The sequence below is a fragment of the Pseudomonas sp. G(2018) genome, from assembly GCF_005502415.1.
GTDB lineage: Bacteria > Pseudomonadota > Gammaproteobacteria > Pseudomonadales > Pseudomonadaceae > Aquipseudomonas.
Genome location: NZ_SCOO01000045.1, coordinates 1 through 23,477 on the forward strand (window position 1 = coordinate 1; position 23,477 = coordinate 23,477).

24 protein-coding genes, 1 tRNA gene and 2 pseudogenes are annotated in these 23,477 nt (G+C 59.3%); 12 read left to right on the plus strand and 15 right to left on the minus strand.

Features of this window, described 5'->3' with window-relative positions:
* Positions 1-291 precede the first annotated feature (291 nt).
* The 3 genes from FFS64_RS28000 (at position 292) to FFS64_RS28010 (ending at position 4,578) form a co-directional block, all read left to right on the plus strand.
* Positions 292-368, plus strand: a tRNA-Met gene (locus tag FFS64_RS28000).
* Between the two features lie 278 nt (positions 369-646).
* A complete protein-coding gene (gene mprF, locus FFS64_RS28005) occupies positions 647-3,289 on the plus strand; it encodes a bifunctional lysylphosphatidylglycerol flippase/synthetase MprF (protein ID WP_137808009.1) in 2,643 nt (880 codons plus the stop codon).
* The gene (locus tag FFS64_RS28010) at positions 3,289-4,578 is read left to right on the plus strand and encodes a virulence factor family protein (protein WP_137808010.1); all 1,290 of its coding nucleotides are present in this window, start codon (positions 3,289-3,291) and stop codon (positions 4,576-4,578) included. The genes mprF and FFS64_RS28010 overlap by 1 nt, the downstream gene beginning before the upstream one ends.
* Before the next feature lie 65 nt (positions 4,579-4,643).
* Here FFS64_RS28010 and FFS64_RS28015 read toward each other — a convergent pair whose 3' ends face one another.
* Positions 4,644-6,545: a potassium transporter Kup gene (locus FFS64_RS28015; RefSeq protein WP_137808011.1), complete on the minus strand. Its 1,902-nt coding sequence runs from the start codon at positions 6,543-6,545 to the stop codon at positions 4,644-4,646.
* Positions 6,529-6,834, minus strand: coding sequence for a hypothetical protein (locus FFS64_RS28020; RefSeq protein ID WP_137808012.1), 306 nt, complete (start codon positions 6,832-6,834; stop codon positions 6,529-6,531). The genes FFS64_RS28015 and FFS64_RS28020 overlap by 17 nt, the downstream gene beginning before the upstream one ends.
* On the opposite strand from FFS64_RS28020, the gene rimO reads away from it, so the two are divergent.
* The 6 genes from rimO to tsaA all read left to right on the plus strand — a co-directional run bounded on the left by rimO (position 6,833) and on the right by tsaA (position 12,132).
* A complete protein-coding gene (gene rimO, locus FFS64_RS28025) occupies positions 6,833-8,170 on the plus strand; it encodes a 30S ribosomal protein S12 methylthiotransferase RimO (protein WP_095197031.1) in 1,338 nt (445 codons plus the stop codon). The genes FFS64_RS28020 and rimO overlap by 2 nt on opposite strands.
* 203 nt (positions 8,171-8,373) lie before the next feature.
* Positions 8,374-8,847 (plus strand): GNAT family N-acetyltransferase, encoded by a 474-nt coding sequence (locus FFS64_RS28030; protein WP_137808013.1) that lies wholly within the window; start codon positions 8,374-8,376, stop codon positions 8,845-8,847.
* 205 nt (positions 8,848-9,052) lie between these two features.
* A complete protein-coding gene (locus tag FFS64_RS28035; RefSeq protein ID WP_137808014.1) occupies positions 9,053-9,763 on the plus strand; it encodes an rRNA pseudouridine synthase in 711 nt (236 codons plus the stop codon).
* Between the two features lie 75 nt (positions 9,764-9,838).
* The gene (locus FFS64_RS28040) at positions 9,839-10,306 is read left to right on the plus strand and encodes a DUF1456 family protein (RefSeq protein WP_137808015.1); all 468 of its coding nucleotides are present in this window, start codon (positions 9,839-9,841) and stop codon (positions 10,304-10,306) included.
* Positions 10,307-10,478: 172 nt separating this feature from the next.
* Positions 10,479-11,249 carry an SDR family oxidoreductase gene (locus tag FFS64_RS28045; RefSeq protein ID WP_137808016.1) on the plus strand — a complete coding sequence of 257 codons (771 nt, stop codon included), beginning with the start codon at positions 10,479-10,481 and terminating at the stop codon, positions 11,247-11,249.
* 184 nt (positions 11,250-11,433) lie between these two features.
* Positions 11,434-12,132 carry a tRNA (N6-threonylcarbamoyladenosine(37)-N6)-methyltransferase TrmO gene (gene tsaA / locus FFS64_RS28050; protein WP_137808017.1) on the plus strand — a complete coding sequence of 233 codons (699 nt, stop codon included), beginning with the start codon at positions 11,434-11,436 and terminating at the stop codon, positions 12,130-12,132.
* Positions 12,133-12,264: 132 nt separating this feature from the next.
* Here the strand turns inward: tsaA and fpr are convergent, their stop codons facing one another.
* Positions 12,265-13,044: a ferredoxin-NADP reductase gene (fpr, locus tag FFS64_RS28055; RefSeq protein WP_003443014.1), complete on the minus strand. Its 780-nt coding sequence runs from the start codon at positions 13,042-13,044 to the stop codon at positions 12,265-12,267.
* A 133-nt stretch (positions 13,045-13,177) separates the two neighbouring features.
* On the opposite strand from fpr, the gene FFS64_RS28060 reads away from it, so the two are divergent.
* Positions 13,178-14,104, plus strand: a complete 927-nt coding sequence (locus tag FFS64_RS28060; RefSeq protein ID WP_095197037.1) for a LysR family transcriptional regulator — start codon at positions 13,178-13,180, stop codon at positions 14,102-14,104.
* Here the strand turns inward: FFS64_RS28060 and FFS64_RS28065 are convergent.
* The 3 genes from FFS64_RS28065 to FFS64_RS28075 all read right to left on the minus strand — a co-directional run bounded on the left by FFS64_RS28065 (position 14,101) and on the right by FFS64_RS28075 (position 16,162).
* The gene (locus tag FFS64_RS28065; RefSeq protein WP_095197038.1) at positions 14,101-14,463 is read right to left on the minus strand and encodes a diacylglycerol kinase; all 363 of its coding nucleotides are present in this window, start codon (positions 14,461-14,463) and stop codon (positions 14,101-14,103) included. The genes FFS64_RS28060 and FFS64_RS28065 overlap by 4 nt on opposite strands.
* A gap of 76 nt (positions 14,464-14,539) precedes the next feature.
* A complete protein-coding gene (erdR, locus tag FFS64_RS28070; RefSeq protein ID WP_137808018.1) occupies positions 14,540-15,190 on the minus strand; it encodes a response regulator transcription factor ErdR in 651 nt (216 codons plus the stop codon).
* A 228-nt stretch (positions 15,191-15,418) separates the two neighbouring features.
* Positions 15,419-16,162, minus strand: coding sequence for a tRNA-uridine aminocarboxypropyltransferase (locus tag FFS64_RS28075; protein ID WP_137808019.1), 744 nt, complete (start codon positions 16,160-16,162; stop codon positions 15,419-15,421).
* Between the two features lie 187 nt (positions 16,163-16,349).
* Between FFS64_RS28075 and FFS64_RS28080 the strand changes: the two genes are divergently transcribed.
* Positions 16,350-16,772 carry a PA3611 family quorum-sensing-regulated virulence factor gene (locus FFS64_RS28080; RefSeq protein ID WP_137808020.1) on the plus strand — a complete coding sequence of 141 codons (423 nt, stop codon included), beginning with the start codon at positions 16,350-16,352 and terminating at the stop codon, positions 16,770-16,772.
* A 3-nt stretch (positions 16,773-16,775) separates the two neighbouring features.
* On the opposite strand, the gene FFS64_RS28085 is transcribed toward FFS64_RS28080, so the two are convergent.
* Positions 16,776-16,976 carry a hypothetical protein gene (locus tag FFS64_RS28085; protein ID WP_095197042.1) on the minus strand — a complete coding sequence of 67 codons (201 nt, stop codon included), beginning with the start codon at positions 16,974-16,976 and terminating at the stop codon, positions 16,776-16,778.
* A 483-nt stretch (positions 16,977-17,459) separates the two neighbouring features.
* Between FFS64_RS28085 and FFS64_RS28090 the strand changes: the two genes are divergently transcribed.
* Positions 17,460-18,578, plus strand: coding sequence for a TIGR00730 family Rossman fold protein (locus FFS64_RS28090; protein WP_137808021.1), 1,119 nt, complete (start codon positions 17,460-17,462; stop codon positions 18,576-18,578).
* A 45-nt stretch (positions 18,579-18,623) separates the two neighbouring features.
* Here the strand turns inward: FFS64_RS28090 and recX are convergent, their stop codons facing one another.
* The 8 genes and pseudogenes from recX to FFS64_RS28130 all read right to left on the minus strand — a co-directional run.
* Positions 18,624-19,094 (minus strand): recombination regulator RecX, encoded by a 471-nt coding sequence (gene recX / locus FFS64_RS28095; protein WP_137808022.1) that lies wholly within the window; start codon positions 19,092-19,094, stop codon positions 18,624-18,626.
* A gap of 8 nt (positions 19,095-19,102) precedes the next feature.
* Positions 19,103-20,161 carry a recombinase RecA gene (gene recA, locus FFS64_RS28100; RefSeq protein WP_095197045.1) on the minus strand — a complete coding sequence of 353 codons (1,059 nt, stop codon included), beginning with the start codon at positions 20,159-20,161 and terminating at the stop codon, positions 19,103-19,105.
* Positions 20,162-20,244: 83 nt separating this feature from the next.
* Positions 20,245-20,745 (minus strand): CinA family protein, encoded by a 501-nt coding sequence (locus tag FFS64_RS28105; RefSeq protein ID WP_095197046.1) that lies wholly within the window; start codon positions 20,743-20,745, stop codon positions 20,245-20,247.
* Positions 20,746-20,825: 80 nt separating this feature from the next.
* A pseudogene (locus FFS64_RS28110) lies at positions 20,826-21,341 on the minus strand (lysis protein).
* Positions 21,323-21,886 carry a glycoside hydrolase family 19 protein gene (locus tag FFS64_RS28115; RefSeq protein WP_137808023.1) on the minus strand — a complete coding sequence of 188 codons (564 nt, stop codon included), beginning with the start codon at positions 21,884-21,886 and terminating at the stop codon, positions 21,323-21,325. The pseudogene FFS64_RS28110 and the gene FFS64_RS28115 overlap by 19 nt, the downstream one beginning before the upstream one ends.
* A 150-nt stretch (positions 21,887-22,036) precedes the next feature.
* Positions 22,037-23,053 (minus strand): phage late control D family protein, encoded by a 1,017-nt coding sequence (locus FFS64_RS28120; protein ID WP_137808024.1) that lies wholly within the window; start codon positions 23,051-23,053, stop codon positions 22,037-22,039.
* A 9-nt stretch (positions 23,054-23,062) separates the two neighbouring features.
* Positions 23,063-23,275: a tail protein X gene (locus tag FFS64_RS28125; protein WP_137808025.1), complete on the minus strand. Its 213-nt coding sequence runs from the start codon at positions 23,273-23,275 to the stop codon at positions 23,063-23,065.
* Positions 23,268-23,465 (minus strand): annotated as a pseudogene (locus tag FFS64_RS28130) (phage tail protein); the annotation flags it as partial. The gene FFS64_RS28125 and the pseudogene FFS64_RS28130, both read right to left, overlap by 8 nt.
* Positions 23,466-23,477 lie beyond the last annotated feature (12 nt).

The window sequence follows — 23,477 nt, forward strand, 5'->3', positions numbered from 1 at the left end:
GGATGGAGCAGTCTGGTAGCTCGTCGGGCTCATAACCCGAAGGTCGTCGGTTCAAATCCGGCTCCCGCAACCAAACATCAAAAAAGGCTACTCGAAAGAGTGGCCTTTTTTGTGCGCGTTTGTTTTTCAACCCGCCTGCCCTCTTCCCTGTTGCACGAATGAGAATTCGTTCAGATTCCGAAACTTAAAACCACGCCTGCGACCGTTTGCCGCGTTTTTACGTTTATTTGACCAGGTTCAGGATTAACGGTTGACACCCAGGCGTATCTCTATAGAATGCCGCCACACAGACGCGGGATGGAGCAGTCTGGTAGCTCGTCGGGCTCATAACCCGAAGGTCGTCGGTTCAAATCCGGCTCCCGCAACCAAACATCAAAAAAGGCTACTCGAAAGAGTGGCCTTTTTTGTATCTGTTGAAAAAGTCCTTTCGCAACAATGATCTGTCACTGTGTGGTGAGCCGTTGGGGGTCACCAATGCGCCGAGTCCGGGCTATGCTCATTCGCAGACCCAGCCCTCTCCGACTGAGGAGGCGCCGTCGCGAACACTCAGCGGCAGGCGTTACAATTTGTGATTATTTTTTTCTGCAGGGATTGGTAACTTGGCTGGATACCCCCATCCTGTCGCGCACAATCCAAGAGGTGATTGATGCGCGCCAACTCGTCTGACTCACAAGACTCCGTCACAGCAACACAACCGATCAAGGCTGAGCGGCTGCGTTTGCTTGAACGCGTCAGCAAATACCGTCAGCCCATCGGCTTGGCGGTCACACTGCTGTTGTTTGCGATCGCGCTGATTGCCTGTCGACATTTGCTGAGCGAACTCGATCTGGACGCGCTGCACGATTCGATTCTCGAGGTGCCCAAACCGGCCTTACTCGGCGCGGTGGGTGCCACCGTGGCAGGTTTCATCATTTTGCTGGGTTACGAATGGTCGGCCAGTCGTTACGCCGGCGTGAACCTGGCTCCGCGAACCCTGGCCCTGGGCGGCTTCACCGCTTTCGCCATCGGTAATGCCATCGGCCTTTCAATGCTCTCGGGCGGTTCGGTTCGCTACCGTCTCTATGCACGTCACGGTCTGGGGGCCACCGAAGTCGCCCACATGACGTTGTTCGCCAGCCTATCCCTCGGCTGTGCCCTGCCGCCGCTCGCCGCACTGGCGACCTTCAGCAACCTGCCCGACGCCTCTGTCGCTCTGGGGCTTTCCGAGTCCTTGCTGGGCACCATCGCTGCGGTAGTACTGGTGTTGTTTGCCGTGCTGGCGATCGGCATTTACCGTCAACGTCTGCCGGAACAACCTTATGCCGACAATCTGTTGGTAAAGGTCGGCCGCCGCACCTTGCGCCTGCCGGGCCGGCGCCTGACCTTCCTGCAACTGGTGATTACCGCCCTCGACGTGGCCGCCGCCGCCACCGTGCTTTACCTGTTGTTGCCGGAAGCACCGCCCTTCGGTGCATTCCTGCTGGTGTATCTGCTGGCGCTGGCCGCCGGCGTGCTCAGCCATGTGCCGGGTGGTGTCGGGGTATTTGAAGCGATTCTACTGGCCGCGTTCTCCGACAAGCTCGGCGCCGCACCGCTGGCCGCCGCCCTGTTGCTCTATCGCCTGATCTATGTCGTCCTGCCGATGCTGGTGGCTTGCCTGCTGCTGCTGATCAACGAGGGTCAGCGGCTGTTCCAGACACGCCAGACCTTGCGTGCCGCGTCGGGTCTGGCCGCACCTATACTCGCGGTACTGGTGTTCCTGTCCGGCGTGGTGCTGCTGTTCTCCGGAGCCACCCCGGAAATCGACACCCGCCTGGAACATATCGGTTTCCTGATCCCCCATCGCCTGGTCGATGCCTCGCACTTGGGTGCCAGCCTGATCGGCGTGCTGTGCCTGCTGTTGGCCCAAGGCTTGCGCCGCAGGTTGTCGGCGGCTTGGATGCTGACCACTATTCTGTTGCTGGTCGGTGCCCTGCTCTCCTTGCTCAAGGGTTTCGACTGGGAAGAAGCCAGCCTGATGGTCCTGACCGCCAGCCTGCTCGGGGTTTTCCGCCGGTCGTTCTATCGCCCCAGCCGCCTGACCGAGCTGCCGTTTTCGCCGCTGTACCTGGTGGCCAGCCTGTGTGTACTGGGTGCGTCGATGTGGCTGCTGTTGTTCGCCTACCAGGACGTTCCCTACAGCCATCAGCTCTGGTGGCAGTTCACCCTCGACGCCGATGCGCCCCGTGGCTTGCGTTCGCTGCTGGGTGCCGCGGTGCTGCTGTTGGTGGTGTCCCTGACCTGGTTGCTGCGCACGGCGCGTCCGGTGATCCACCTGCCGACACCCGAAGAACTGGAGCGTGCGAGCAAGATCCTCATGGCCTCAGCCCAACCGGATGGCGGCCTGGCCCTGACCGGTGACAAGGCGCTGCTGTTTCATCCCAACGACGAGGCGTTCCTGATGTACGCCCGTCGTGGCCGCAGCCTCGTGGCGCTGTATGACCCGATCGGTCCGGGCCAGCAACGAGCAGAAATGATCTGGCAATTCCGTGACCTGTGCGACATCCACCATGCCCGCCCCGTGTTTTATCAAGTTCGCGCGGAGAACCTGCCGTATTACATGGACATCGGCCTGACCGCGATCAAGCTCGGTGAAGAAGCGCGGGTCGATCTCAAGCGTTTTGATCTCGAAGCCAAGGGCAAAGAGATGAAGGATCTGCGCTACACCTGGAACCGCGGCACCCGCGATGGCCTGTCACTGGAGATCTTCGAGCCGGGCCAGGCGCCGATGGATGAGCTCAAGGTCATTTCCGACGCCTGGCTGACCGGCAAGAACGTGCGCGAGAAAGGCTTCTCCCTCGGCCGCTTCAGTGATGACTACCTCAAGCATTTCCGCATTGCGGTGATCCGTTTCGAAGGGCGCCCGGTGGCGTTCGCCAACCTGCTCGAGACCTACGGCCATGACCTGGCCAGTCTCGACCTGATGCGCGCGCACCCGGACGCTCCCAAGCTGACCATGGAGTTCATGATGGTCGGCCTGATCCAACACTATAAGAGTCACGGATACGCGCGCTTCAGCCTGGGCATGGTGCCGTTGTCGGGGTTGCAACCCCGTCGCGGCGCACCATTGACCCAGCGCCTGGGCTCGATGGTATTCCGCCGTGGTGAGCAGCTCTACAACTTCCAAGGCTTGCGCCGCTTCAAAGACAAATTCCAGCCTGACTGGGAACCCCGTTATATGGCCGTGCCCGCCGGACTCGATCCGCTGGTAGCCCTGGCCGACACTGCCGCCCTGATCGCGGGCGGCTTGACTGGATTGGTGAAACGCTGATGATTCAACGCTCCTTGCGCTATGTACTGGGCACGCTGGTTGTGCTGGCCCTGATTCTCGGTGGTAGCTACTGGTATCTGAAACGCCCGGCTCCGGAACCGACCCTCGAACAACTGACGCCTGCCGACGGTGCTGCAATGACCCGCGTCATCCCTGGCAGCACCCCGCGCGCCCAGGTGCTGGTGGCGGTCAACGAAGACCAGAAACTCAGCGACAAACAACTGCTGACCCTCAGTCGCAGCGGTTCGGCACAGATCGTTCAGGTGATCCTGCCCAAGGACTGCCTGCTGCAAAGCCGGGCGCTGCAAGCGGGCCTCAGAGAACTCAAGGGCCCGGCGACCCTGGTCAGCGGTATCGGCCCCGGCGCCGTTCTGGCCTGGCGCTGGTTGTCCGAGCAGAAAGACGACAAGTCTCAGGCTGTCTCGGTGGATCTGGCCCTGGAAAAACCCGGCTGCACGCACTTGCTGCCGAAAAGCGCCGCCCACGGCCACTGGCTGGTGGCGTGGAACGACAACCCGGATGACACTAGCGCCGGTTTCGTGCGCGACCAACCCAATGCCGAAACCAGCATCAGCGACTACGACATCAACCTGCCGCAAGTGCTGAACAACGAACTGCGCAAAATCCTCGTCGGCGGCGACAAAGCCGCGGGTGGCCTGCAGATTCCGGTGGTCGAAGTCCCAGCGGGCCAGGCAAAAGACACCGTGACCCTGTTCCTGTCCGGTGATGGCGGCTGGCGTGACCTGGACCGCGATGTCGCGGGCGAAATGGCCAAGATCGGCTATCCGGTGGTCGGCATCGACACCTTGCGCTACTACTGGCAGCACAAGAGCCCCGAGCAAAGCGCACTGGACATCACCGAACTGATGCAGCACTACCGGCAGAAATGGGGCACCAAGCGCTTCATCCTGACGGGTTACTCATTCGGCGCCGACGTTCTGCCGGCCATCTACAACCGCCTGCCCGAGTCCGAGCAGCAACGCGTCGACGCCATCATCCTGCTGGCCTTCGCCCGCACCGGCAGCTTCGAAATCGAAGTCGAAGGCTGGCTCGGCAATGCCGGCAAGGAAGCCGCCACCGGCCCGGAAATGGCCAAGCTGCCACCCGCCAAGGTGGTGTGCATCTTCGGCGAAGAAGAAATCGACGAAAGTGGCTGCACCGACAAGACCGCCGTGGGAGAAACCATCAAATTGCCTGGCGGACACCATTTCGACGAAAACTACCCGAAACTGGCCCAGCGGTTGGTGGATGTGATCGAGAAGCGTCAGACCAAGGTGGCTGAAGAGTGATTTGAGTCACTGACGCAAAAAAGCCCCCACAGCCATTGGTTGCGGGGGCTTTTGATGACGCAGGACTACATCTCCACCTGCGTCCCCAGCTCAATCACCCGATTCAGCGGCAGATTGAAGAAGCGCAGGTTGCCGTTGGCGTTCTGCAACATGAAGGCGAACAGCGCCTCGCGCCAGCGGGACATACCTTCGAGTTTGGAGGCGATGACCGTTTCGCGGCTGAGGAAGTACGTGGTGCGCATCGGGCTGAAATCCAGTTCATCGAGGTGACAAAGTTTCAGCGCCTGCGGCACATCCGGCTCATCGGTGAAGCCAAAATGCAGAATCACCCGGAAGAAACCCTCGCCGTGGGATTCGACCTCGAAGCGCCGGTTCGGCGGCACCCGCGGGATGTCTTCGTATACCACCGTCAGCAGCACCACTTGCTCATGCAGCACCTGGTTGTGCAACAAGTTGTGCAGCAGCGCGTGAGGCACAGCGTCCGGTCGCGCGGTAAGGAACACCGCCGTGCCCTGCACGCGATGCGGCGGTTGCACGGCAATACTGCTGATGAAAATCGGCAGTGGCAGCCCACCCTCGTCAATCCTTTCCACCAGCAACTGCTTGCCACGTTTCCAGGTGGTCATCAGCACGAACAAGGCGAAACCGGCAATCACCGGAAATGCCCCGCCCTGGATGATTTTCGGCACGTTGGCGGCAAAGTACAGACCATCGACCAACAGGAAGCCGAGCAACAACGGCACCGCGAAAACAGGCGGCCACTTCCACAACAGCAGGATCACGGCCGACACCAGAATGGTGGTCATCAGCATCGTGCCCGTCACCGCTACGCCATAGGCCGAAGCCAGGGCACCGGAGGATTCGAAACCGATCACAAGCAGAATCACGCCGACCATCAGTGCCCAGTTCACCGCACCGATGTAGATCTGGCCTTGCTCGGCGCTGGAGGTGTGCTGGATGTGCATGCGTGGAATGTAACCGAGCTGGATGGCCTGTCGGGTCAGGGAGAACGCACCGGAAATCACCGCCTGGGAGGCAATCACCGTGGCCAGGGTGGACAAGCCGACCAGCGGAATCAACGCCCAGCTGGGCGCCAACAGATAGAACGGGTTGCGCGCAGCCTCAGGATCGCCAAGCAGCAGCGCGCCCTGGCCGAAGTAGTTCAGCACCAGCGCCGGCAGCACCAGGATGAACCAGGCACGGGCGATCGGCTTGCGGCCGAAGTGGCCCATGTCGGCGTACAGCGCTTCGGCACCGGTCAATGCCAGGACCACCGCACCAAGGATCGCCACGCCCATGCCCGGGTGCACGATGAAGAAGCGCACGCCCCATACCGGATTCACCGCTTGCAACACTTCCGGGTGCTGGAGGATGCCATGGACACCCAGCGCTCCCAGCACCACGAACCAGGTGACCATGATGGGGCCAAACAGAATGCCGATGCGCGCGGTGCCGTGGCGCTGAATCAGAAATAGCGCGACCAGCACCACCGAAGACAGCGGCACGACCCAGTGGTCGATACCCTCGAATGCCAGCCCCAGGCCTTCAATGGCCGACAGCACGGAAATCGCCGGGGTGATCATGCTGTCGCCATAGAACAGTGCCGCGCCGATCAGCCCGCAGACCACCAGCAGGCTACGCAACTTGGCGTGCCCCGCCGCCGCCCGCCGCGCCAGCGCGGTCAAGGCCATGATCCCGCCTTCGCCCTGGTTGTCGGCGCGCAGCACAAACATCATGTACTTGATTGAAACGACCCAGATCAGCGACCAGAAGATCAGCGCCAGAATCCCCAACACGCCGTCATGATTGACCGGCACGCCATAGTCGCCGGAGAACACTTCTTTGAGGGTGTACAGCGGGCTCGTGCCGATGTCGCCATAAACCACCCCGACCGCCGCGACCAGCATGCCGATCGGCTTCGCCGCCGAATGCCCGGCGCCCGCCGCGTGACTACTTGCCTGACCCATCCAACACTCCTGATTCCCAGACCGGCTTCTTCGAACGAAGCACTATGCTTTGTAGTGCAGCATGCGCCGCTTTACTTGTTGTTACAGACGTTTTCTTGACTGTAAAAAATCGGTAAAGCTCAACGGCGCGAAGCATAGCGCAGCACTCGTCGCATTTCCCTCCATAAAGCTGGTCAAGAGCGCCCGCCATCGCTAGAATTGCGCACTTTTTGATCAGAGGCACGCCAAGTGTCCGTTTGTCGCCTTGCCGTTGTCGGCTGGAGGCGTCACAAATACCGAGGTTAGACATGTCCACCACTCCTGCGCCGGCCAATCCAAAGGTTGGCTTCGTATCCCTGGGTTGCCCGAAAGCATTGGTCGACTCCGAGCGCATCCTTACCCAGCTGCGCATGGAAGGCTATGACGTCGTGTCCACTTATCAGGACGCCGATGTCGTGGTGGTCAACACCTGCGGCTTCATCGACTCGGCCAAGGCGGAATCCCTGGAAGTGATCGGCGAGGCCATCAAGGAAAACGGCAAGGTCATCGTGACCGGCTGCATGGGCGTCGAAGAAGGCAATATCCGTAACGTGCATCCGAGCGTGCTGGCCGTCACCGGCCCGCAACAGTACGAGCAAGTGGTCAATGCCGTGCACGAAGTGGTGCCACCGAAGCAGGATCACAACCCGCTGATCGACCTGGTGCCGCCGCAAGGGATCAAACTGACCCCGCGTCACTACGCCTACCTGAAGATTTCCGAAGGCTGCAACCACAGCTGCAGCTTCTGCATCATCCCGTCGATGCGCGGCAAATTGGTCAGCCGTCCGGTGGGTGATGTACTCGACGAGGCCCAGCGCCTGGTCAAATCCGGCGTCAAGGAGCTGCTGGTGATCTCCCAGGACACCAGCGCCTACGGCGTAGACGTGAAATACCGCACCGGTTTCTGGAACGGCGCACCGGTGAAAACCCGCATGACCGAACTCTGCGAAGCCCTGAGTACCCTGGGCGTCTGGGTTCGCCTGCACTACGTTTACCCGTATCCGCACGTCGACGAGCTGATCCCGCTGATGGCCGCCGGCAAGATCCTGCCGTACCTGGACATCCCGTTCCAGCACGCCAGCCCGAAAGTGCTGAAGTCGATGAAACGCCCGGCGTTCGAAGACAAGACCCTGGCGCGCATCAAGAACTGGCGCGAAATCTGCCCGGACCTGATCATCCGTTCGACCTTCATCGTCGGCTTCCCCGGCGAAACCGAAGAGGACTTCCAGTACCTGCTGAACTGGTTGACCGAAGCCCAGCTCGACCGCGTCGGCTGCTTCCAGTACTCACCGGTCGAAGGCGCTCCTGCCAACGATCTGGATCTGGACGTGGTGCCGGATGACGTCAAGCAAGACCGTTGGGAGCGCTTCATGGCGCACCAGCAGGCCATCAGCTCGGCGCGCCTGCAAATGCGCATCGGCCGGGAAATCGAAGTACTGGTCGATGAAGTCGACGAGCAAGGCGCGGTCGGCCGCTGCTTCTTCGATGCCCCGGAAATCGACGGCAACGTGTTCATCGATAACGGCAGCAACCTCAAGCCGGGCGACAAAGTCTGGTGCAAGGTGACCGACGCCGACGAATACGACCTCTGGGCCGAACAGATCTAGTGGGAGCGAGCCAGCTCGCGAAAACGGCAGCACATTCGACATCAATGTTGACTGGTCCGACGCTATCGCGAGCTGGCTCTCTCCCCCATGAGTTGCCCTGAATTCAAAGCCCCGCTCTTTTTTACGAGATGCGGGGCTTTTTTACGGCTATCGTTTTGTGTGGAATGGATTCTTCTCTCTAACAACACAAGGGGCAGCCGGGCATGCGCCAACATTCGGTTATCCACACACCGAAACTGAGTGACTACGAGGAACTGACACAGGTCTGGGAAGCATCGGTGCGCGCCACCCATGACTTTCTGCCGGACAGCTACATCGAACTGCTTAAGAATCTGGTGCTGACCCGCTACCTCGATGCGGTGATGCTGATCTGCACCAAAGATTCGCATCAGCGCATCACCGGCTTCGCCGGCGTCGCGGCGGGCAAGATCGAAATGCTCTTCATCGACCCGGCGCATCGCGGCCAGGGCCTGGGCAAGCAGTTGTTGCGCTATGCAATGGAACACTTGAATGCCGATGAACTGGACGTCAACGAACAGAATCCGCAAGCCTTGGGCTTTTATTTCAAGCAGGGGTTCGAGGTGATCGGCCGCTCGGAAGTCGATGGCATGGGGCAACCGTATCCGTTGTTGCATATGCGTTTTCGCCAGGCGCATCAGCTGTCGCGCAATGGCTGACACACCACGAAGTAAATGTGGGAGCTGGCTTGCTCGCGAAAGCGGTGTGTCAGTCAGCATGAATGTTGAATGTTAATGCGCTTTCGCGAGCAAGTCGAATCGTCGCACCGCCGCTCCCACAATAAGCCCCTGTGGCAAAATGGTTCCGGGCTTAACCGGCGCCAGGCAGGTACAATGCCCACCCCTTTTTTGTTACGGCCCTGTCATGACTGACCCGATTCGACTTTCCAAACGCCTCATCGAACTCGTCGGTTGCTCCCGTCGGGAGGCTGAGTTGTTCATCGAGGGTGGCTGGGTCACCGTCGACGGCGAAGTCATCGACGAGCCGCAGTTCAAGGTCGGCACCCAGAAAGTCGAACTCGACAAGGACGCCAAGGCGACCGCACCGGAACCGGTGACCATCCTGCTCAACGTGCCCGCCGGCATGGACGCGGACAGCGCCATGGCAACCCTCACCGCCGAGACCTTGAGCGAAGAACACCGCTACGGCAAACGCCCGCTCAAGGGCCACTTCCAGCGCCTGACCGCCAGCACCGACCTGCAAGCCAATGCCAGTGGTTTGCTGGTGTTCACCCAAGACTGGAAGATCCTGCGCAAGCTCACGGCCGATGCGAGCAAGATCGAGCAGGAATACGTGGTCGAGGTCGAAGGCGACATGGCCGAGCACGGCCTGAACCGTTTGCAGCACGGCCTGACCTACAAGGGCAAGGAACTGCCGCCGGTCAAAGCCAGCTGGCAGAACGAAAACCGCCTGCGCTTTGCCATGAAAAATCCGCAACCGGGCGTGATCGCCCTGTTCTGCCAGGCTGTCGGCCTGAAGGTCGTGGCCATCCGCCGCATTCGCATCGGCGGCGTGTCCATCGGCAAAGTGCCTCTGGGGCAATGGCGCTACCTGTCCGGCAAAGAGAAGTTCTAAGGCTTTTCACGCCGCCACACATTCCGGCGTCGCGCCTGGTCGCGACGCCCACAGCTGAATATCAGGACTGCACACATGATTCATAACGACGTATTGCGCAGCGTGCGCTACATGCTCGACATCAGCGACAAGAAAGTCATCGAGATCATCAAGCTCGGCGGCATGGACGTTGGCCTGCAAGACCTGGTGACGTACCTCGACAAGAAAGAAGAAGACGAGGAAGGTTTCGTACGCTGCCCGGACGAAGTCATGGCGCACTTCCTCGACGGCCTGGTGATCTTCAAGCGTGGCAAGGACGAAAGCCGTCCACCACAGCCGATCGAAGTGCCGGTGACCAACAACATCATCCTGAAAAAACTGCGCGTGGCCTTCGAACTGAAGGAAGACGACATGCATGCGATCCTCAAGGCCGCCGAGTTCCCGGTGTCCAAGCCTGAGCTGAGTGCCCTGTTCCGCAAGTTCGGCCACACCAACTATCGCCCGTGCGGCGACCAGTTGCTGCGCAACTTCCTCAAGGGGCTTACTCTTCGAGTAAGAGCGTAAAGCAGTTGCAAGCTACAAGCCGCAAGCAGACCGTGTCCCGCTTGTAGCTTGTAGCTTGTAGCTTGTAGCTTGCAGCTGGGCCGAATGGCCCCCCATTCCGCGCAAAAATAGTGGCTCCGCTTCCGGCGACTGACGACTAGGGTGTAAAGACCCTCAGCCCTCAGGATTCGCCATGCATCCCTACTTTTCCCTGCAAGGCCGCACCGCCCTGGTGACCGGCGGCACCCGCGGTATCGGCAAAATGATCGCCAAGGCCTATGTCGAGGCGGGCGCCACCGTGTACGTCTGCGCCCGCGATGCCGAAGCCTGCCAGCAAACGGCTGACGAACTCCGTGCATTCGGACGTTGCCATGGTGTGGCGGCCAATCTGGCCACCGAAGAAGGTGTACTGCAATTGGCCACCCGCCTGGGCGAACAGCTCACCCATCTCGACATTCTGGTCAATAACGCCGGGACCACCTGGGGCGCGCCATTGGAGAGCTATCCGATCAAGGGCTGGGAAAAGGTCATGCAGCTCAATGTGACGTCGGTATTCAACTGTATCCAGCAATTCCTGCCGCTACTGCGCAAGGCCGGTTCACCGGCGAATCCGGCGCGGGTCATCAACATCGGGTCAGTGGCGGGCATTTCATCCTTCGGTGAACAAGCCTATGCCTACGGACCGAGCAAAGCGGCCCTGCATCAACTATCGCGGATTCTGGCGCGAGAACTGGTGACCCAGCACATCAACGTCAACGTGATCGCGCCGGGGCGTTTTCCGAGCAAGATGACGCAACACATCGGCAATGATGAACAGGCCTTGGCAGAAGATACGGCGTTGATACCGATGAAGCGCTGGGGGCGGGAAGAAGAGATGGCAGCGCTGGCGATCAGTCTGGCGAGTACGGCCGGGGCTTATATGACCGGCAATATCATTCCGCTGGATGGTGGGTTCAGTCTCTAGATCGGCGGCGCGGCCTTCGCGGGCAAGCCACGCTCCCACAGGGTTCTCGAGCGCACACAAAATTTGTGTCCAACGTAAAACCTGTGGGAGCGTGGCTTGCCCGCGATGACGGACTGACAGGCAACACCGATCTCGCGGCCGCTCGGGTTATCATGCCGCCCTAATCCCGCCTCGACCGCAAACCATGACCTACAGCGTCTCCCCTATCGGCTTTGTGCACTCCTGTTTCAAGGAGAAGTTCGCCATCCCGCGCCAACCGCAACTGGCCCCGGCCGCGCGCGGTGTTCTGGAACTGGTGCCGCCATTCGATCAGGGCGATGCGGTGCAAGGCCTGGAACAGGTGAGCCATGTCTGGCTGCTGTTCCTGTTTCATCAGGCGCTGGAAGAAAAGCCACGACTGAAAGTCCGCCCGCCTCGCCTCGGCGGTAATAAATCCATGGGCGTATTCGCCACCCGCGCCACCCACCGCCCCAACGGCATTGGCCAGTCGGTGGTCAAACTGGACAAAGTTGAAGCCAATCGCTTGTGGATTTCCGGCATCGACCTACTGGATGGCACGCCGATTCTCGACATCAAGCCCTACGTGCCTTACGCCGATATCATCGATACCGCCTCCAACAGCATCGCCAGCGCCGCGCCACACCTGATTCCCGTGCAGTGGACGGACAGCGCCCTGGAACAGGCTCACAGGCACGCACAACGCCTTGCAGAGCCGCTGATTGAGTTGATTGAGCAATGTTTGGCGCAGGATCCACGCCCGGCGTACCAGACGCCCGCGCCGGAACGGGAATATGGCGCGCAATTCTGGGATCTGGATGTACGCTGGCATTATCCGACACCGGAGATGATCCGGGTGCTCGAAGTCATTCCCGCAAAGGTTTGAACGCCATAAACGACTGTGGGAGCGAGCCTGCTCGCGAAAGGGGTGTGTCAGTCAACATCAAGGCTGACCGGTACATCCTATTCGCGAGCAGGCTCGCTCCCACAGGTAAGGCAAAGCAGTTGAGCGGTGTTCTTACTTCTCGACGAACGCACGCTCGATCAGGTAATCACCCGGCTCGCGCATCCGCGGCGAGACTTTCAGGCCGAAGCTGTTCAGCACTTCGCTGGTCTCGTCGAGCATGCTCGGGCTGCCGCACAGCATGGCGCGGTCGTCCTGCGGGTTGATCGGTGGCAGACCGATGTCGCTGAACAGCTTGCCGCTGCGCATCAGGTCGGTCAGGCGACCTTCGTTCTCGAACGGCTCACGGGTCACGGTCGGGTAGTAGATCAACTTGTCACGCAAGGCTTCGCCGAAGAATTCGTTCTGCGGCAGGTGCTCGGTGATGAACTCGCGGTAGGCGACTTCGTTGACGTAACGCACGCCGTGGCACAGGATCACTTTTTCGAAACGCTCATAGGTTTCCGGATCCTGGATGACGCTCATGAACGGTGCCAGACCGGTACCGGTGCTGAGCAGGTACAAATGTTTGCCAGGCTTCAAGTCGTCCAGCACCAGCGTGCCGGTAGGCTTCTTGCTGATGATGATCTCGTCGCCTTCCTTCAGATGCTGCAACTGGGAAGTCAGCGGACCATCAGGCACTTTGATGCTGAAGAACTCGAGATGCTCTTCCCAGTTCGGGCTGGCAATCGAGTAAGCGCGCATAAGCGGGCGGCCATTGGGTTGTTGCAGGCCGATCATCACGAACTGACCGTTCTCGAAGCGCAGGCCCGGATCTCGGGTGCACTTGAAGCTGAACAGAGTGTCGTTCCAGTGATGAACACTGAGGACACGCTCGTGGTTCATGTTGCTCATGTACGGGGACTCCTGGAGATTGTCGGCGCATGCTCCGCACGCTGTGAGCGGCGCGCAATTGCATCGCATTCTAATAGCAGAGTCAATATCTGTTAAATGGATTATTAAGATAAGGGTTATCGGTTATATCGATATGCGATTTACTCTCCGTCAACTTCAAGTATTTGTCGCCGTCGCCCAGCAGGAAAGCGTGTCCCGTGCCGCGGGCCTGCTCAACCTGTCGCAATCGGCGGCGAGCACCTCGATCACCGAACTGGAGCGCCAGTCCAGCTGCCAGCTGTTCGACCGCGCCGGCAAACGGCTGAGCCTCAACGCCCTCGGCAAACAGTTGCTGCCGCAAGCGGTGGCGATGCTCGACCAGGCCAAGGAAATCGAAGACTTGCTCAACGGCAAGTCCGGCTTCGGCTCATTGGCAGTGGGCGCGACCCTGACCATCGGCAATTACCTGGCCACCCTGTTGATCGGCGGTTTCATGCAGCGCCACCCGGAAAGCCAAGTGAAGCTCCATGTACAGAACACCGCCAATATTGTGCAACAGGTTGCCCACTACGAAATTGACCTGGGTCTGATCGAAGGCGATTGCAGCCACCCGGACATCGAAGTGCAGAGCTGGGTCGAAGATGAACTGGTGGTGTTTTGCGCGCCGCAGCATCCGCTGGCGCAACGCGGCACCGCGACCATGGACGAACTGAGCCATGAAGCCTGGATTCTGCGCGAACAAGGCTCGGGGACACGGCTGACATTCGATCAGGCCATGCGTCATCACCATCGCGCGCTGAACATTCGCCTGGAGCTGGAGCACACCGAAGCGATCAAGCGCGCGGTGGAGTCCGGTCTGGGGATTGGCTGTATCTCGCGGCTGGCGCTGCGGGACGCGTTCCGTCGCGGCAGCCTGGTGCCGGTAGAGACACCGGATCTGGACCTGGCCCGCCAGTTCTACTTCATCTGGCACAAGCAAAAGTACCAGACGTCGGCGATGCGCGAATTCCTCGACCTGTGCCGCGCTTTCACCGCCGGGGTTCAGCGCAGCGACGAGATCGTGCTACCGACGATCGCTTAAAGAAGAATCACGGCCCACACCAGCGCGATCATGGTCAACGCCACCAGTTGCGCGGCGCTGCCCATGTCCTTGGCGTTCTTCGACAGCGGGTGCCGCTCAAGGGAAATGCGGTCGATCGCCGCTTCCACTGCCGAGTTGAGCAATTCGACAATCAAGGCCAGCAGGCAGACTGCAATCAGCAGCGCCTGCTCGACGCGACTGACGTTCAGGAAGAACGACAGGGGAATCAGGATGACGTTGAGCAAAACCAGCTGCCGGAAAGCCGCTTCGCCGGTGAAAGCTGCGCGCAGGCCATCGAAGGAATAGCCCGAGGCATTGAGGATGCGTTTCAGGCCGGTCTGGCCTTTGAAAGGGGACATAGAGTAGGCAACTGACCAAAAATGGAGTGGGAAAGCTAGATTAACCAAAGTCAAAAAAGCGTGAAGATGCCAACCCTTAGTGGCTTGAAATTGACTCAAGTTGTTGCAGGAGCAACGCAGCCTGGGTTCGGGTTCGCACGTTCAGTTTACGGAAAATCGCCGTCACGTGGGCCTTGATGGTCGCTTCAGAAACGCCCAGCTCATAAGCAATCTGCTTGTTCAGCAAACCTTCGCAGACCATGGTCAACACCCGGAACTGCTGCGGTGTCAGACTGGCAAGGCCTTCACTGGCCGCTTTAGCCTCATCGGAAACGCTGACCGCTTCGAACGCTTGCGGTGGCCAGTACACGTCACCCTCGAGTACGGCACGCACGGCTTTCTGGATCACGCCAAGGTCGCTGGACTTGGGAATAAAGCCACTGGCACCGAACTCACGGGACTTGACCATCACCGAGGCTTCTTCCTGGGCCGAAACCATCACGACCGGAATCTGCGGGCATTGACCACGCAACAGCACCAGTCCGGAAAAACCGTACGCCCCCGGCATATTCAGATCCAGTAGCACCAGATCCCAGTCGGCCTTTTCAGTCAGGCGGGTTTCCAGTTCGGCAATACTTGCCACTTCCACCAAACGGACATCCGGGCCTAGCCCGAGGGTCAACGCTTGATGCAAGGCGGAGCGAAAAAGCGGGTGGTCATCGGCTATCAGGATTTCGTATGTGGCCATTTTTCAAATGATCCTGTTTTTTATGGGGTACCCGACGCATTCGGATAGCGCCAAAACAACTCGAGGCACAGCCAGGCAGCTGCACCAACAGGGCACGTTCAACGCCAATCACGTAAAAAAGCGGCGTATCAAACTTCGGCCGCGCCCTAATCGGCGCCAAGCATGCCCAGCGAAGTCGGGGTGGTCAAGCTGGATGGCCAGTACAGTCTTTTGCAGTATGGGCGACAATCAGCCCATGACAGGCGCGGTGTTCTGCACAAATGGCAGCAACTCGGCATGTGCCGGTGTTTCCACGTTCATTTCAAGCTGCCGCTTGGCATCGAGGTAATGCTGGCTGAATACATCGAAATAAGCGTCCAGCGCCGACGCCGCCTGCGTATCGCCCGCCAGATCAAGGCACAACGCCGCGACCTCAGCGGTACACAGATGTTCGCTGCGGGTAGATCGACGCAATTGATAGCGCGAGAGTTTTTCGGGCAACAGGCTAAGGATCGGCAACCCATCGAAATAAGGACTTTTGCGGAAAATCTTCCGGGCTTCGGTCCAGGTCGCGTCCAACAGAATGAACAGCGGTCGCCTGGCGCTATCCACCGCTACACTGTGGGTCACGCGTTCGGGCTCGACATACTCACCCGGAAACACCAGATAAGGCTGCCATTGCGGATCGGACAACAGCGCCAGCAACTGCTGATCGACGTCGGTCCGTGACCAGATGAACGCGTGGTTATCGCGCACCACGTCAGCGATCAGCCAGCCGGTGTTGCTGGGTTTGAACACTTCCTTGCTGGTCATGATCAGGCACACCCCCGAGCGGGTATCGACCCGTGGGCGCCAGGCGCACAGGCAATGGCTCTCGATCACACGGCAGGCTCGGCAACGGGTTGCGCGCCAGCCTCGGGCCTGAATCGGCTTGATGCCTTCATCTTCGCGCTGATCGCGCAGGCGGGCGACGGCGTTGGGGGCATAGTTCATCGCGGGCAACACCGGCAGACAGAGGAACTCGACACAAATAGCACTCGGGGGCAATAAAGACCGGCAGTTTACCAGAGCCACCGGCGCAAGCCTGTACCGTCCAGACGGGCTCCCCTATAATTCGCCGCCACTGAACGCACAGTCACGTGGCTGGTCGAACCACCAGTCACTGAACCAGGAGAGTTTCATGCTGCGCCTTATCGTTCCCACCGCTGCCATTCTGCTGGCGTCGTCCTTCAACGCTCAGGCTGCATCCTTGAGTGAGCAGAATCTGAACAGAGAGCTGCGCAACGTCGCCGCACAAAGCAGCGTCGGCACGCCACGGGCGATCAACGAAGACATTCTTGACCAGGGCTACACCGTCGAAGGCAATACGCTGATCAACCACTTGAGCGTGCAAAGCAGCCATGCCAACAAGATGCGGGCTGATCCGAAGGCAGTGTACTTCCAGCTTGGCGCCTCCGTGTGCAGAAACGAGGGTTACCGCAAGCTGATGAAGAAGGGTGCGATCATGCGTTACGACTTCACCGAGGTGAAGACCAATCGCGCGGTTGGCTCGGCAAGCTTCCAGGAATCGGATTGCCCGAAAGCCGCACCGGTGAAGAAGTAGTAACTATTTGGACTTGGCGCGCCGCTGTTCATCCTCGGCGCGCAGATCTGCCAACAATGCCTGTAAGTAACGCGAACGCCGCTCCGCCCCCTCCAGTCGTCGGCAGCACTCTTCCTCGAGACTCAAATGATTAGTCTCGGCCGATGACTTCAGTAATCGATACAGTTGCGTATCGATCTCTATTTCCAGAATGACTCTGGCCATCAATCCCGCCTCCTTGCACCTCGCTCTTGTTGAGCGATAAATCCTTCTACCGCCAGTACCGTGCGCCCTGCCGTTGACGCGAAGTTGTCGTGTGTCACCTGTAACTTAGTAAATCAGAGTGTAGGACATGCAGTTCGCCGTCAGACGAGCGGTGAAAGCACTTTGCAAATCGTCAATAAGCGGTTGCCAGGAAAGATTTTGCGGCGCAATGATCAAAGCAGCGCAAATCACCACAAGGGTCTAGATTTCAGGGTATCCACATTCACTTGTTCAGGGCAGGAAAGGGGCCGCCCGTTACATATTGCGTTGTGCGAACGTTTCTTTCATCCAAGGGAAAAACAGAGCCTGTATGGATGACCCGATGACCATTCGGGTCAAGTGGATCGCCCAGGCATGGGCTTGGGCAGACAGCGACACAGGAGTGTCGTGGCCTCGACGCTTGTTTTGTCGAGGCCGAGGGTTCTGTGCAGAAGGAGAAGTTGAATGCCTTACCAACCGAATGACCTCCTGAGCCGTCATTTCGAAGAAAGCGGCCACGACCTCATCAGCAAGGTCGAAGAGCAACTCAACCTGGTTTCACCCAACAGCCCGAATATCCCGATTTACCGCGACATGATCCTGACCGTGCTGCGCATGGCCCAGGAAGACCACAACCGCTGGAATGCCAAGATCACCTTGCAAGCCCTGCGTGAACTGGAACACGCGTTCCGTGTGCTGGAGCAGTTCAAGGGCCGACGCAAAGTCACGGTGTTCGGCTCAGCCCGCACCCCGATAGAACACCCGCTGTACGCAATGGCCCGGGAGCTGGGCGCCGCGCTGGCACGCTCGGACATGATGGTGATCACCGGTGCCGGTGGCGGCATCATGGCTGCGGCTCACGAAGGTGCCGGCCTGGCACACAGCCTGGGCTTCAACATCACTCTGCCCTTCGAACAACACGCCAATCCCACCGTCAACGGCACAACCAACCTGCTGCCGTTCCACTTTTTCTTCACCCGCAAGCTGTTCTTCGTCAAGGAGGCCGACGCACTGGTGCTGTGCCCTGGCGGTTTCGGCACTCTGGATGAAGCGCTGGAAGTGCTGACACTGATCCAGACCGGTAAAAGCCCGCTGGTACCGGTGGTGTTGCTGGACTCACCGGGCGGCAAGTTCTGGCAAGGGGCACTGGACTTCATTCGCGAACAACTGGAGGAAAATCGCTACATTTTGCCCACGGACATGAAACTGGTGAAACTGGTCTACAGTGCCGAGGACGCTGTAGAACACATCAACAAGTTCTACAGCAACTTCCATTCCAGTCGCTGGCTCAAGCATCAGTTCCTGATCCGCATGAACCACAAACTGAGTGACCGGGCACTCGAACACATGCAAGAGTCGTTTGCGGATCTGTGCCTGAGTGATCATTTCCACCAGCATGCCTACAGCGGCGAAGAACACGACGAAGCGCAGTTCAGCCATCTGGCTCGATTGGCCTTCGCCTTCAACGCCCGTGACCATGGCCGGTTGCGAGAGTTGGTGGACTACATCAACCTGCCGGAAAACTGGGCGCAATCCCAGCCTCAGGCACAACAGCGCACATGGGAGTCTTCCAAGGTTACGTGAGGCACAAAAAAAACGGCCCGCTATCGAAATAGCGAGCCGTTTCAGTTAATCGTCCATTCCTCGGCCACTGAACAAGCGGCTGATCATTTCCATGGAATACCCCCGATAGGCCAGGAATCTGCCTTGTTTGGCACGTTCCCGCGCGTCTATCGGTAAGTGCCCGGAGAACTTGCGTCGCCAGGTGTCTTCCAGTTGTTCCTGCCAGTTAATACCGCACTCACGCAAGGCAAGTTCGATATCGCCACGTTGCAGGCCGCGCTGGCTCAACTCTTCACGAATGCGCAAAGGGCCATAGCCGGAACGGGCACGGTAGGAAACGAAGCTTTCGAGGTAACGGGATTCGGAGAGCAAGCCCTCTTCCGCCAATCGGTCGAGTGCTGTTTCGATCATTTCAGGGAGCGCGCCGCGCTGACGCAATTTACGCGTCAGCTCGACTCGACCGTGCTCGCGCCGCGCGAGCAGGTCCATGGCGGTTCGCCGCACCGCGACGAGTGTATCGAGTACGGCGGTCGTCATTGGAGCAATCAGATGTCAGCGTCAGCCAGATCGTCTTCGGTCTCTTTGACTGCAGAAGCCTTGGAGTCCGCGATCACTGCCGGAGACAGCAACTTGTCACGCAGTTGCTTCTCGAGCGTTGCTGCGATTTCCGGGTTATCCGCCAGGAACTTGGCCGAGTTGGCCTTGCCCTGACCGATCTTGGTGCCGTTGTAGGCATACCAGGCACCGGATTTTTCAACGAAGCCGTGTAGAACGCCCAGGTCGATCATCTCGCCATTGAGGTAGATGCCCTTGCCGTAAAGAATCTGGAACTCGGCCTGACGGAACGGCGAAGCCACTTTGTTCTTCACAACCTTGACGCGGGTTTCGCTACCAACGACTTCATCACCTTCTTTCACCGCGCCAGTACGGCGGATGTCCAGACGAACCGATGCGTAGAACTTCAGCGCGTTACCACCGGTGGTGGTTTCCGGGCTGCCGAACATCACACCGATCTTCATACGGATCTGGTTGATGAAGATCACCAGGCAGTTGGCGTTCTTGATGTTGCCGGTGATTTTACGCAGCGCTTGGGACATCAGTCGGGCTTGCAGGCCCACGTGCATGTCACCCATTTCGCCTTCGATTTCAGCCTTTGGCACCAGCGCCGCCACGGAGTCGACGATGATCACGTCAACCGCGTTGGAACGCACCAGCATGTCGGTGATTTCCAGGGCCTGTTCGCCGGTGTCCGGCTGAGAAACCAGCAGGTCGTCGACGTTGACACCCAGCTTGCCGGCGTACTCAGGATCGAGGGCGTGTTCGGCATCGACGAATGCGCAGGTCGCGCCGGCTTTTTGAGCCTGGGCGATCACGGACAATGTCAGTGTGGTTTTACCGGAAGATTCAGGACCATAGATTTCAACAATACGGCCTTTTGGCAGACCGCCAATGCCCAGTGCGATGTCCAGACCCAGAGAGCCAGTGGAGATGGCCGGGATCGCCTGACGGTCCTGATCGCCCATACGCATTACGGCACCCTTGCCGAATTGACGTTCGATCTGACCCAGGGCCGCAGCCAAGGCTTTCTTCTTGTTGTCGTCCATTAAAGTCCTCACGTAATCAATAAGGCCTGACGGCCAACACCTGTATAAGTAGCCAGTATTATTCCACAGCGCTTGAGGATCGCCTACCCCTGATTTGAGATTTCTGCCGCGGTATGGCGCAGCAGCCCCTCTAGCGCGGCCTTCACCGTTTGTCGGCGGACTTCGTCGCGGTCACCGGGAAAGTGCTGTAACTCGCTGAACACCCGCTCACCCACGCCCCAGGCCAGCCATACCGTGCCTACGGGTTTGCTCGGCGAGCCACCGTCCGGCCCGGCCACGCCACTGACCGCCACGGAAAAAAATGCACGACTTTTTTCCTGGGCGCCCCTGGCCATCGCCTCGACCACTTCGCGACTGACCGCCCCCACCGTGGTAAACAATTCCACCGGGACACCCAATTGCAGGTTCTTCTGCAGATTGGAGTAAGTCACATAACCTGCCTCGAACCACGCCGAGCTGCCGGGGATACGGGTAATGGCTTCGGCGATCCCGCCACCGGTACAAGACTCGGCCGTGGAGACATGGGCGTTGAGCATCTGTAATTGCCTGCCAAGGTCAGCGGCCAGCTGGGTGATTACTTTCACGGGCATCTCCTGTTGGGGCGGAATGACACCTACCGTACACGAGCGCATCGCGCTTGCAAGTTACAGGGTCGAACAAGATGTTAGCGGATGATCGTCCTGACATAGGCCTGACAGGCCTGCAAGGCAATCAATCCACGGTCGCCGTCATGGGTGATGGCGACAATTCGTTGAGCATGCGCCGGGTCAAGTCGGGCGCGTACGGTGCCATGATCCATGCCGCCGGCGCTGGAGGTATCTGACACTGCACCTGCACCGGCATCGAGGAGGACTGACAGCCGCACATCAGCAGTGGCAAGACGATCGCGCAGGCGATCCTGATCACGTTGAACATCGCTCAGCACTCGGTAATGGGTTTGTTCGCTGGCCGAAAGCCGCTGCTCGAGGGCCAGGCGCCTGTCCTGTTCGGCTTGTTGCCGCATCGCTGCGACCAGGGTCAGTTGATTCAGCGTTTCACCGTGCAATCTCGCCTGCTCTGCCAGTTGCTGGCCATAACGCCAATCCTGAATGCGCTAGGCCAGGCCACCGGCCAAAATGACCAGTAACACAACTGCACCGATAATTCGGTAAGGCGTCGCAATCAAACCGAAGGCTGACATAACACCGCCCTCGCCCTCGCCCAGAGTTGCAAGCGGTCCTGCAGCCCGTTCAGTCCACCATTGATGCGACGGGTGATGCTGTTGAACTCGCCACGATCGGCCAGTTCATTGAGGCCGTTTTGCTCCCAGAACCAGGCTGCGGATTCAGCGCCCCACTGCGGTTGTTCCAGCAGTTCTGGCTGGGCAAGCAGACGTTCGTCGCCGAACAGCCCGAGGCTGCATTGACGATAGTTATTGCGCCCCGTGATTTGGATCAGGCCACGACCGCGATAGCGTTGCCCGTCGCCGTCGGGTTCCGGCGTGTTGCCCAGGCGCCCGGCGAGCGCCCCGGTGTCGTATTTGCTCAAGTATTGATCGCTGCCCAGTTCACGTACGTAGTGCAACTGCCCCGACTCATGGCCGACCTGCGCGAGAAAGGCGGCAATACGCGTGGGCGTATTGATGTTGTGGTGAGCCATGGCGTCGTCGAGGACGGAAATGAAAACGCCCGCTTGGGGGCGGGCGTTGGGGAAAATCTTGAGTAGCTGTTGCTCAGTGAGAGGCATCGCTCGGTCCGGTGAGTAAAGGTTGAGATTCACAAGTTGGGGATTGTTCGGCAAACACCTGCGCAATATTTCTTGCGGCTGACAAACCCGGCTGAGTACGAGGTTACCGTCACGACGCGCGAGCGTGGCCCGTGCAATTGTTGCGTCGTGTTATGTCACCGAACCCAGGCAAGTTGCCGCGATTTTGCAGCGATAGCTGTCTTTTCGATCGCCACTGGCTGTGACCTTGTCGATTGACCAGCGCCCACGCATGAAGTCGGGCCAGGTATCGTCCAGCACCACGATCCCTTCGGCTGAAAGACCGGGATTGCCTGGACAATCAATGTTCACCTTGAGTGCTTCGCGCATCATCCGGCGCACTTCGCCTTCACAGGTTGCCAAGGCCTCCTGCGCATTCTGGCAGCGACGACGCAGGGTCTTGAACGGTGCGATGCCGCTTTCGACACTGCGTTCCTTGCCTGCCGCCGCGTCCCACCAACTGATTTTGCAACCCTGATACTTCGCCCGGGCGGTTTCATCGAGGGTAGCGGCGATGAAGGCGTGGTCATCCGGGTGATTGTTCGTCGTCACCGACAGTTGAATGTTCGGCAGGACCTTGCCCGACAGCGATTTGGCCTGACCACGCCGCGCCAGCACATACAGCTCGTTGATCGGCTTGGCCACCGCGTCGTGAATCCAGGCCAGACGCGTCAGAAAGCCCATGTCGGTTTCGTTGGACTGATCGATGTGTTCAATCTTGATCATGGCCAGATCGGGCGCGACACGAGGAGAGAATCCATGGCGGGACGTCAGCAGACGAAACAACGCGCCGAGGGTCGTCGGGCCGTGGCTGACGGATCGACGTAACTTGAAACCCGTTTCGTCCGCCACACTGAACGGTGCTGCGGTGGCCACCAGTGTCAACGTCAGGGGAAACAGTTTGGGCGTGCGGCGGCTGATCACGAACTGGCCTCTATCCACCAGCCCCGACTCCAGATAACCAACCCGCAAGCCGATTTTTCCACCCAGATCCGGCAGCCCCTCCAATCCGTGCAGATCGATCGTCAGCGTCAACTGATCGGACTCGATCCCCGCCGCATCGATGTGCTGCCAACTGAGTAATCGTTCATTGAGCAGGGCCGCATTGGCCCCATATATTTCCACTGCCGGGGTAAATCCCAGAGCCATAGAGCCTCCTCAGTCCCAGGCCGATATCGGTCGGGTCGCAATGGGTCGGGAATCGATTTCCGGCAGGACCATCCAGACGCCTGCGGGCAATATGACTGCGTGTTCGGCCAGCGTCGGATTGAGGCGCCAAAAGGCTTCTTCTACTGCATCGTCACTTCGACCCAGCTGCCGAAACAGCAGCAGGTTCACCGAATCGCCGGCAACACTTCTGACTCTACGCATGGGTGAACTCCGCCAACTCGATCGTCCAATCAATCACCATCGCCGTGCCGTCATCGATAACCAGGCTCTGGTTCTCCGTTAAGTTGTTGATGCGCCACAAGCCCCAGTTACGACCAATGCCGTCGACCAGCGGCAAAGGCTCGCGCAATGCCTGCAAGGCGCGCAACTCATCCAGGCGATCCATCGCCTGATTGATGTGTGG

What these genes read in the sequence shown, in the direction of transcription:
- mprF (WP_137808009.1), top strand. Translation starts at nt 647, where the DNA reads ATGCGCGCCAACTCGTCTGACTCACAAGACTCCGTCACAGCAACACAA.
- FFS64_RS28010 (WP_137808010.1), top strand. Translation starts at nt 3,289, where the DNA reads ATGATTCAACGCTCCTTGCGCTATGTACTGGGCACGCTGGTTGTGCTG.
- FFS64_RS28015 (WP_137808011.1), bottom strand. Translation starts at nt 6,545, where the DNA reads ATGGGTCAGGCAAGTAGTCACGCGGCGGGCGCCGGGCATTCGGCGGCG.
- rimO (WP_095197031.1), top strand. Translation starts at nt 6,833, where the DNA reads ATGTCCACCACTCCTGCGCCGGCCAATCCAAAGGTTGGCTTCGTATCC.
- FFS64_RS28020 (WP_137808012.1), bottom strand. Translation starts at nt 6,834, where the DNA reads ATGTCTAACCTCGGTATTTGTGACGCCTCCAGCCGACAACGGCAAGGC.
- FFS64_RS28030 (WP_137808013.1), top strand. Translation starts at nt 8,374, where the DNA reads ATGCGCCAACATTCGGTTATCCACACACCGAAACTGAGTGACTACGAG.
- FFS64_RS28035 (WP_137808014.1), top strand. Translation starts at nt 9,053, where the DNA reads ATGACTGACCCGATTCGACTTTCCAAACGCCTCATCGAACTCGTCGGT.
- FFS64_RS28040 (WP_137808015.1), top strand. Translation starts at nt 9,839, where the DNA reads ATGATTCATAACGACGTATTGCGCAGCGTGCGCTACATGCTCGACATC.
- FFS64_RS28045 (WP_137808016.1), top strand. Translation starts at nt 10,479, where the DNA reads ATGCATCCCTACTTTTCCCTGCAAGGCCGCACCGCCCTGGTGACCGGC.
- tsaA (WP_137808017.1), top strand. Translation starts at nt 11,434, where the DNA reads ATGACCTACAGCGTCTCCCCTATCGGCTTTGTGCACTCCTGTTTCAAG.
- fpr (WP_003443014.1), bottom strand. Translation starts at nt 13,044, where the DNA reads ATGAGCAACATGAACCACGAGCGTGTCCTCAGTGTTCATCACTGGAAC.
- FFS64_RS28060 (WP_095197037.1), top strand. Translation starts at nt 13,178, where the DNA reads ATGCGATTTACTCTCCGTCAACTTCAAGTATTTGTCGCCGTCGCCCAG.
- FFS64_RS28065 (WP_095197038.1), bottom strand. Translation starts at nt 14,463, where the DNA reads ATGTCCCCTTTCAAAGGCCAGACCGGCCTGAAACGCATCCTCAATGCC.
- erdR (WP_137808018.1), bottom strand. Translation starts at nt 15,190, where the DNA reads ATGGCCACATACGAAATCCTGATAGCCGATGACCACCCGCTTTTTCGC.
- FFS64_RS28075 (WP_137808019.1), bottom strand. Translation starts at nt 16,162, where the DNA reads ATGAACTATGCCCCCAACGCCGTCGCCCGCCTGCGCGATCAGCGCGAA.
- FFS64_RS28080 (WP_137808020.1), top strand. Translation starts at nt 16,350, where the DNA reads ATGCTGCGCCTTATCGTTCCCACCGCTGCCATTCTGCTGGCGTCGTCC.
- FFS64_RS28085 (WP_095197042.1), bottom strand. Translation starts at nt 16,976, where the DNA reads ATGGCCAGAGTCATTCTGGAAATAGAGATCGATACGCAACTGTATCGA.
- FFS64_RS28090 (WP_137808021.1), top strand. Translation starts at nt 17,460, where the DNA reads ATGCCTTACCAACCGAATGACCTCCTGAGCCGTCATTTCGAAGAAAGC.
- recX (WP_137808022.1), bottom strand. Translation starts at nt 19,094, where the DNA reads ATGACGACCGCCGTACTCGATACACTCGTCGCGGTGCGGCGAACCGCC.
- recA (WP_095197045.1), bottom strand. Translation starts at nt 20,161, where the DNA reads ATGGACGACAACAAGAAGAAAGCCTTGGCTGCGGCCCTGGGTCAGATC.
- FFS64_RS28115 (WP_137808023.1), bottom strand. Translation starts at nt 21,886, where the DNA reads ATGCCTCTCACTGAGCAACAGCTACTCAAGATTTTCCCCAACGCCCGC.
- FFS64_RS28120 (WP_137808024.1), bottom strand. Translation starts at nt 23,053, where the DNA reads ATGGCTCTGGGATTTACCCCGGCAGTGGAAATATATGGGGCCAATGCG.
- FFS64_RS28125 (WP_137808025.1), bottom strand. Translation starts at nt 23,275, where the DNA reads ATGCGTAGAGTCAGAAGTGTTGCCGGCGATTCGGTGAACCTGCTGCTG.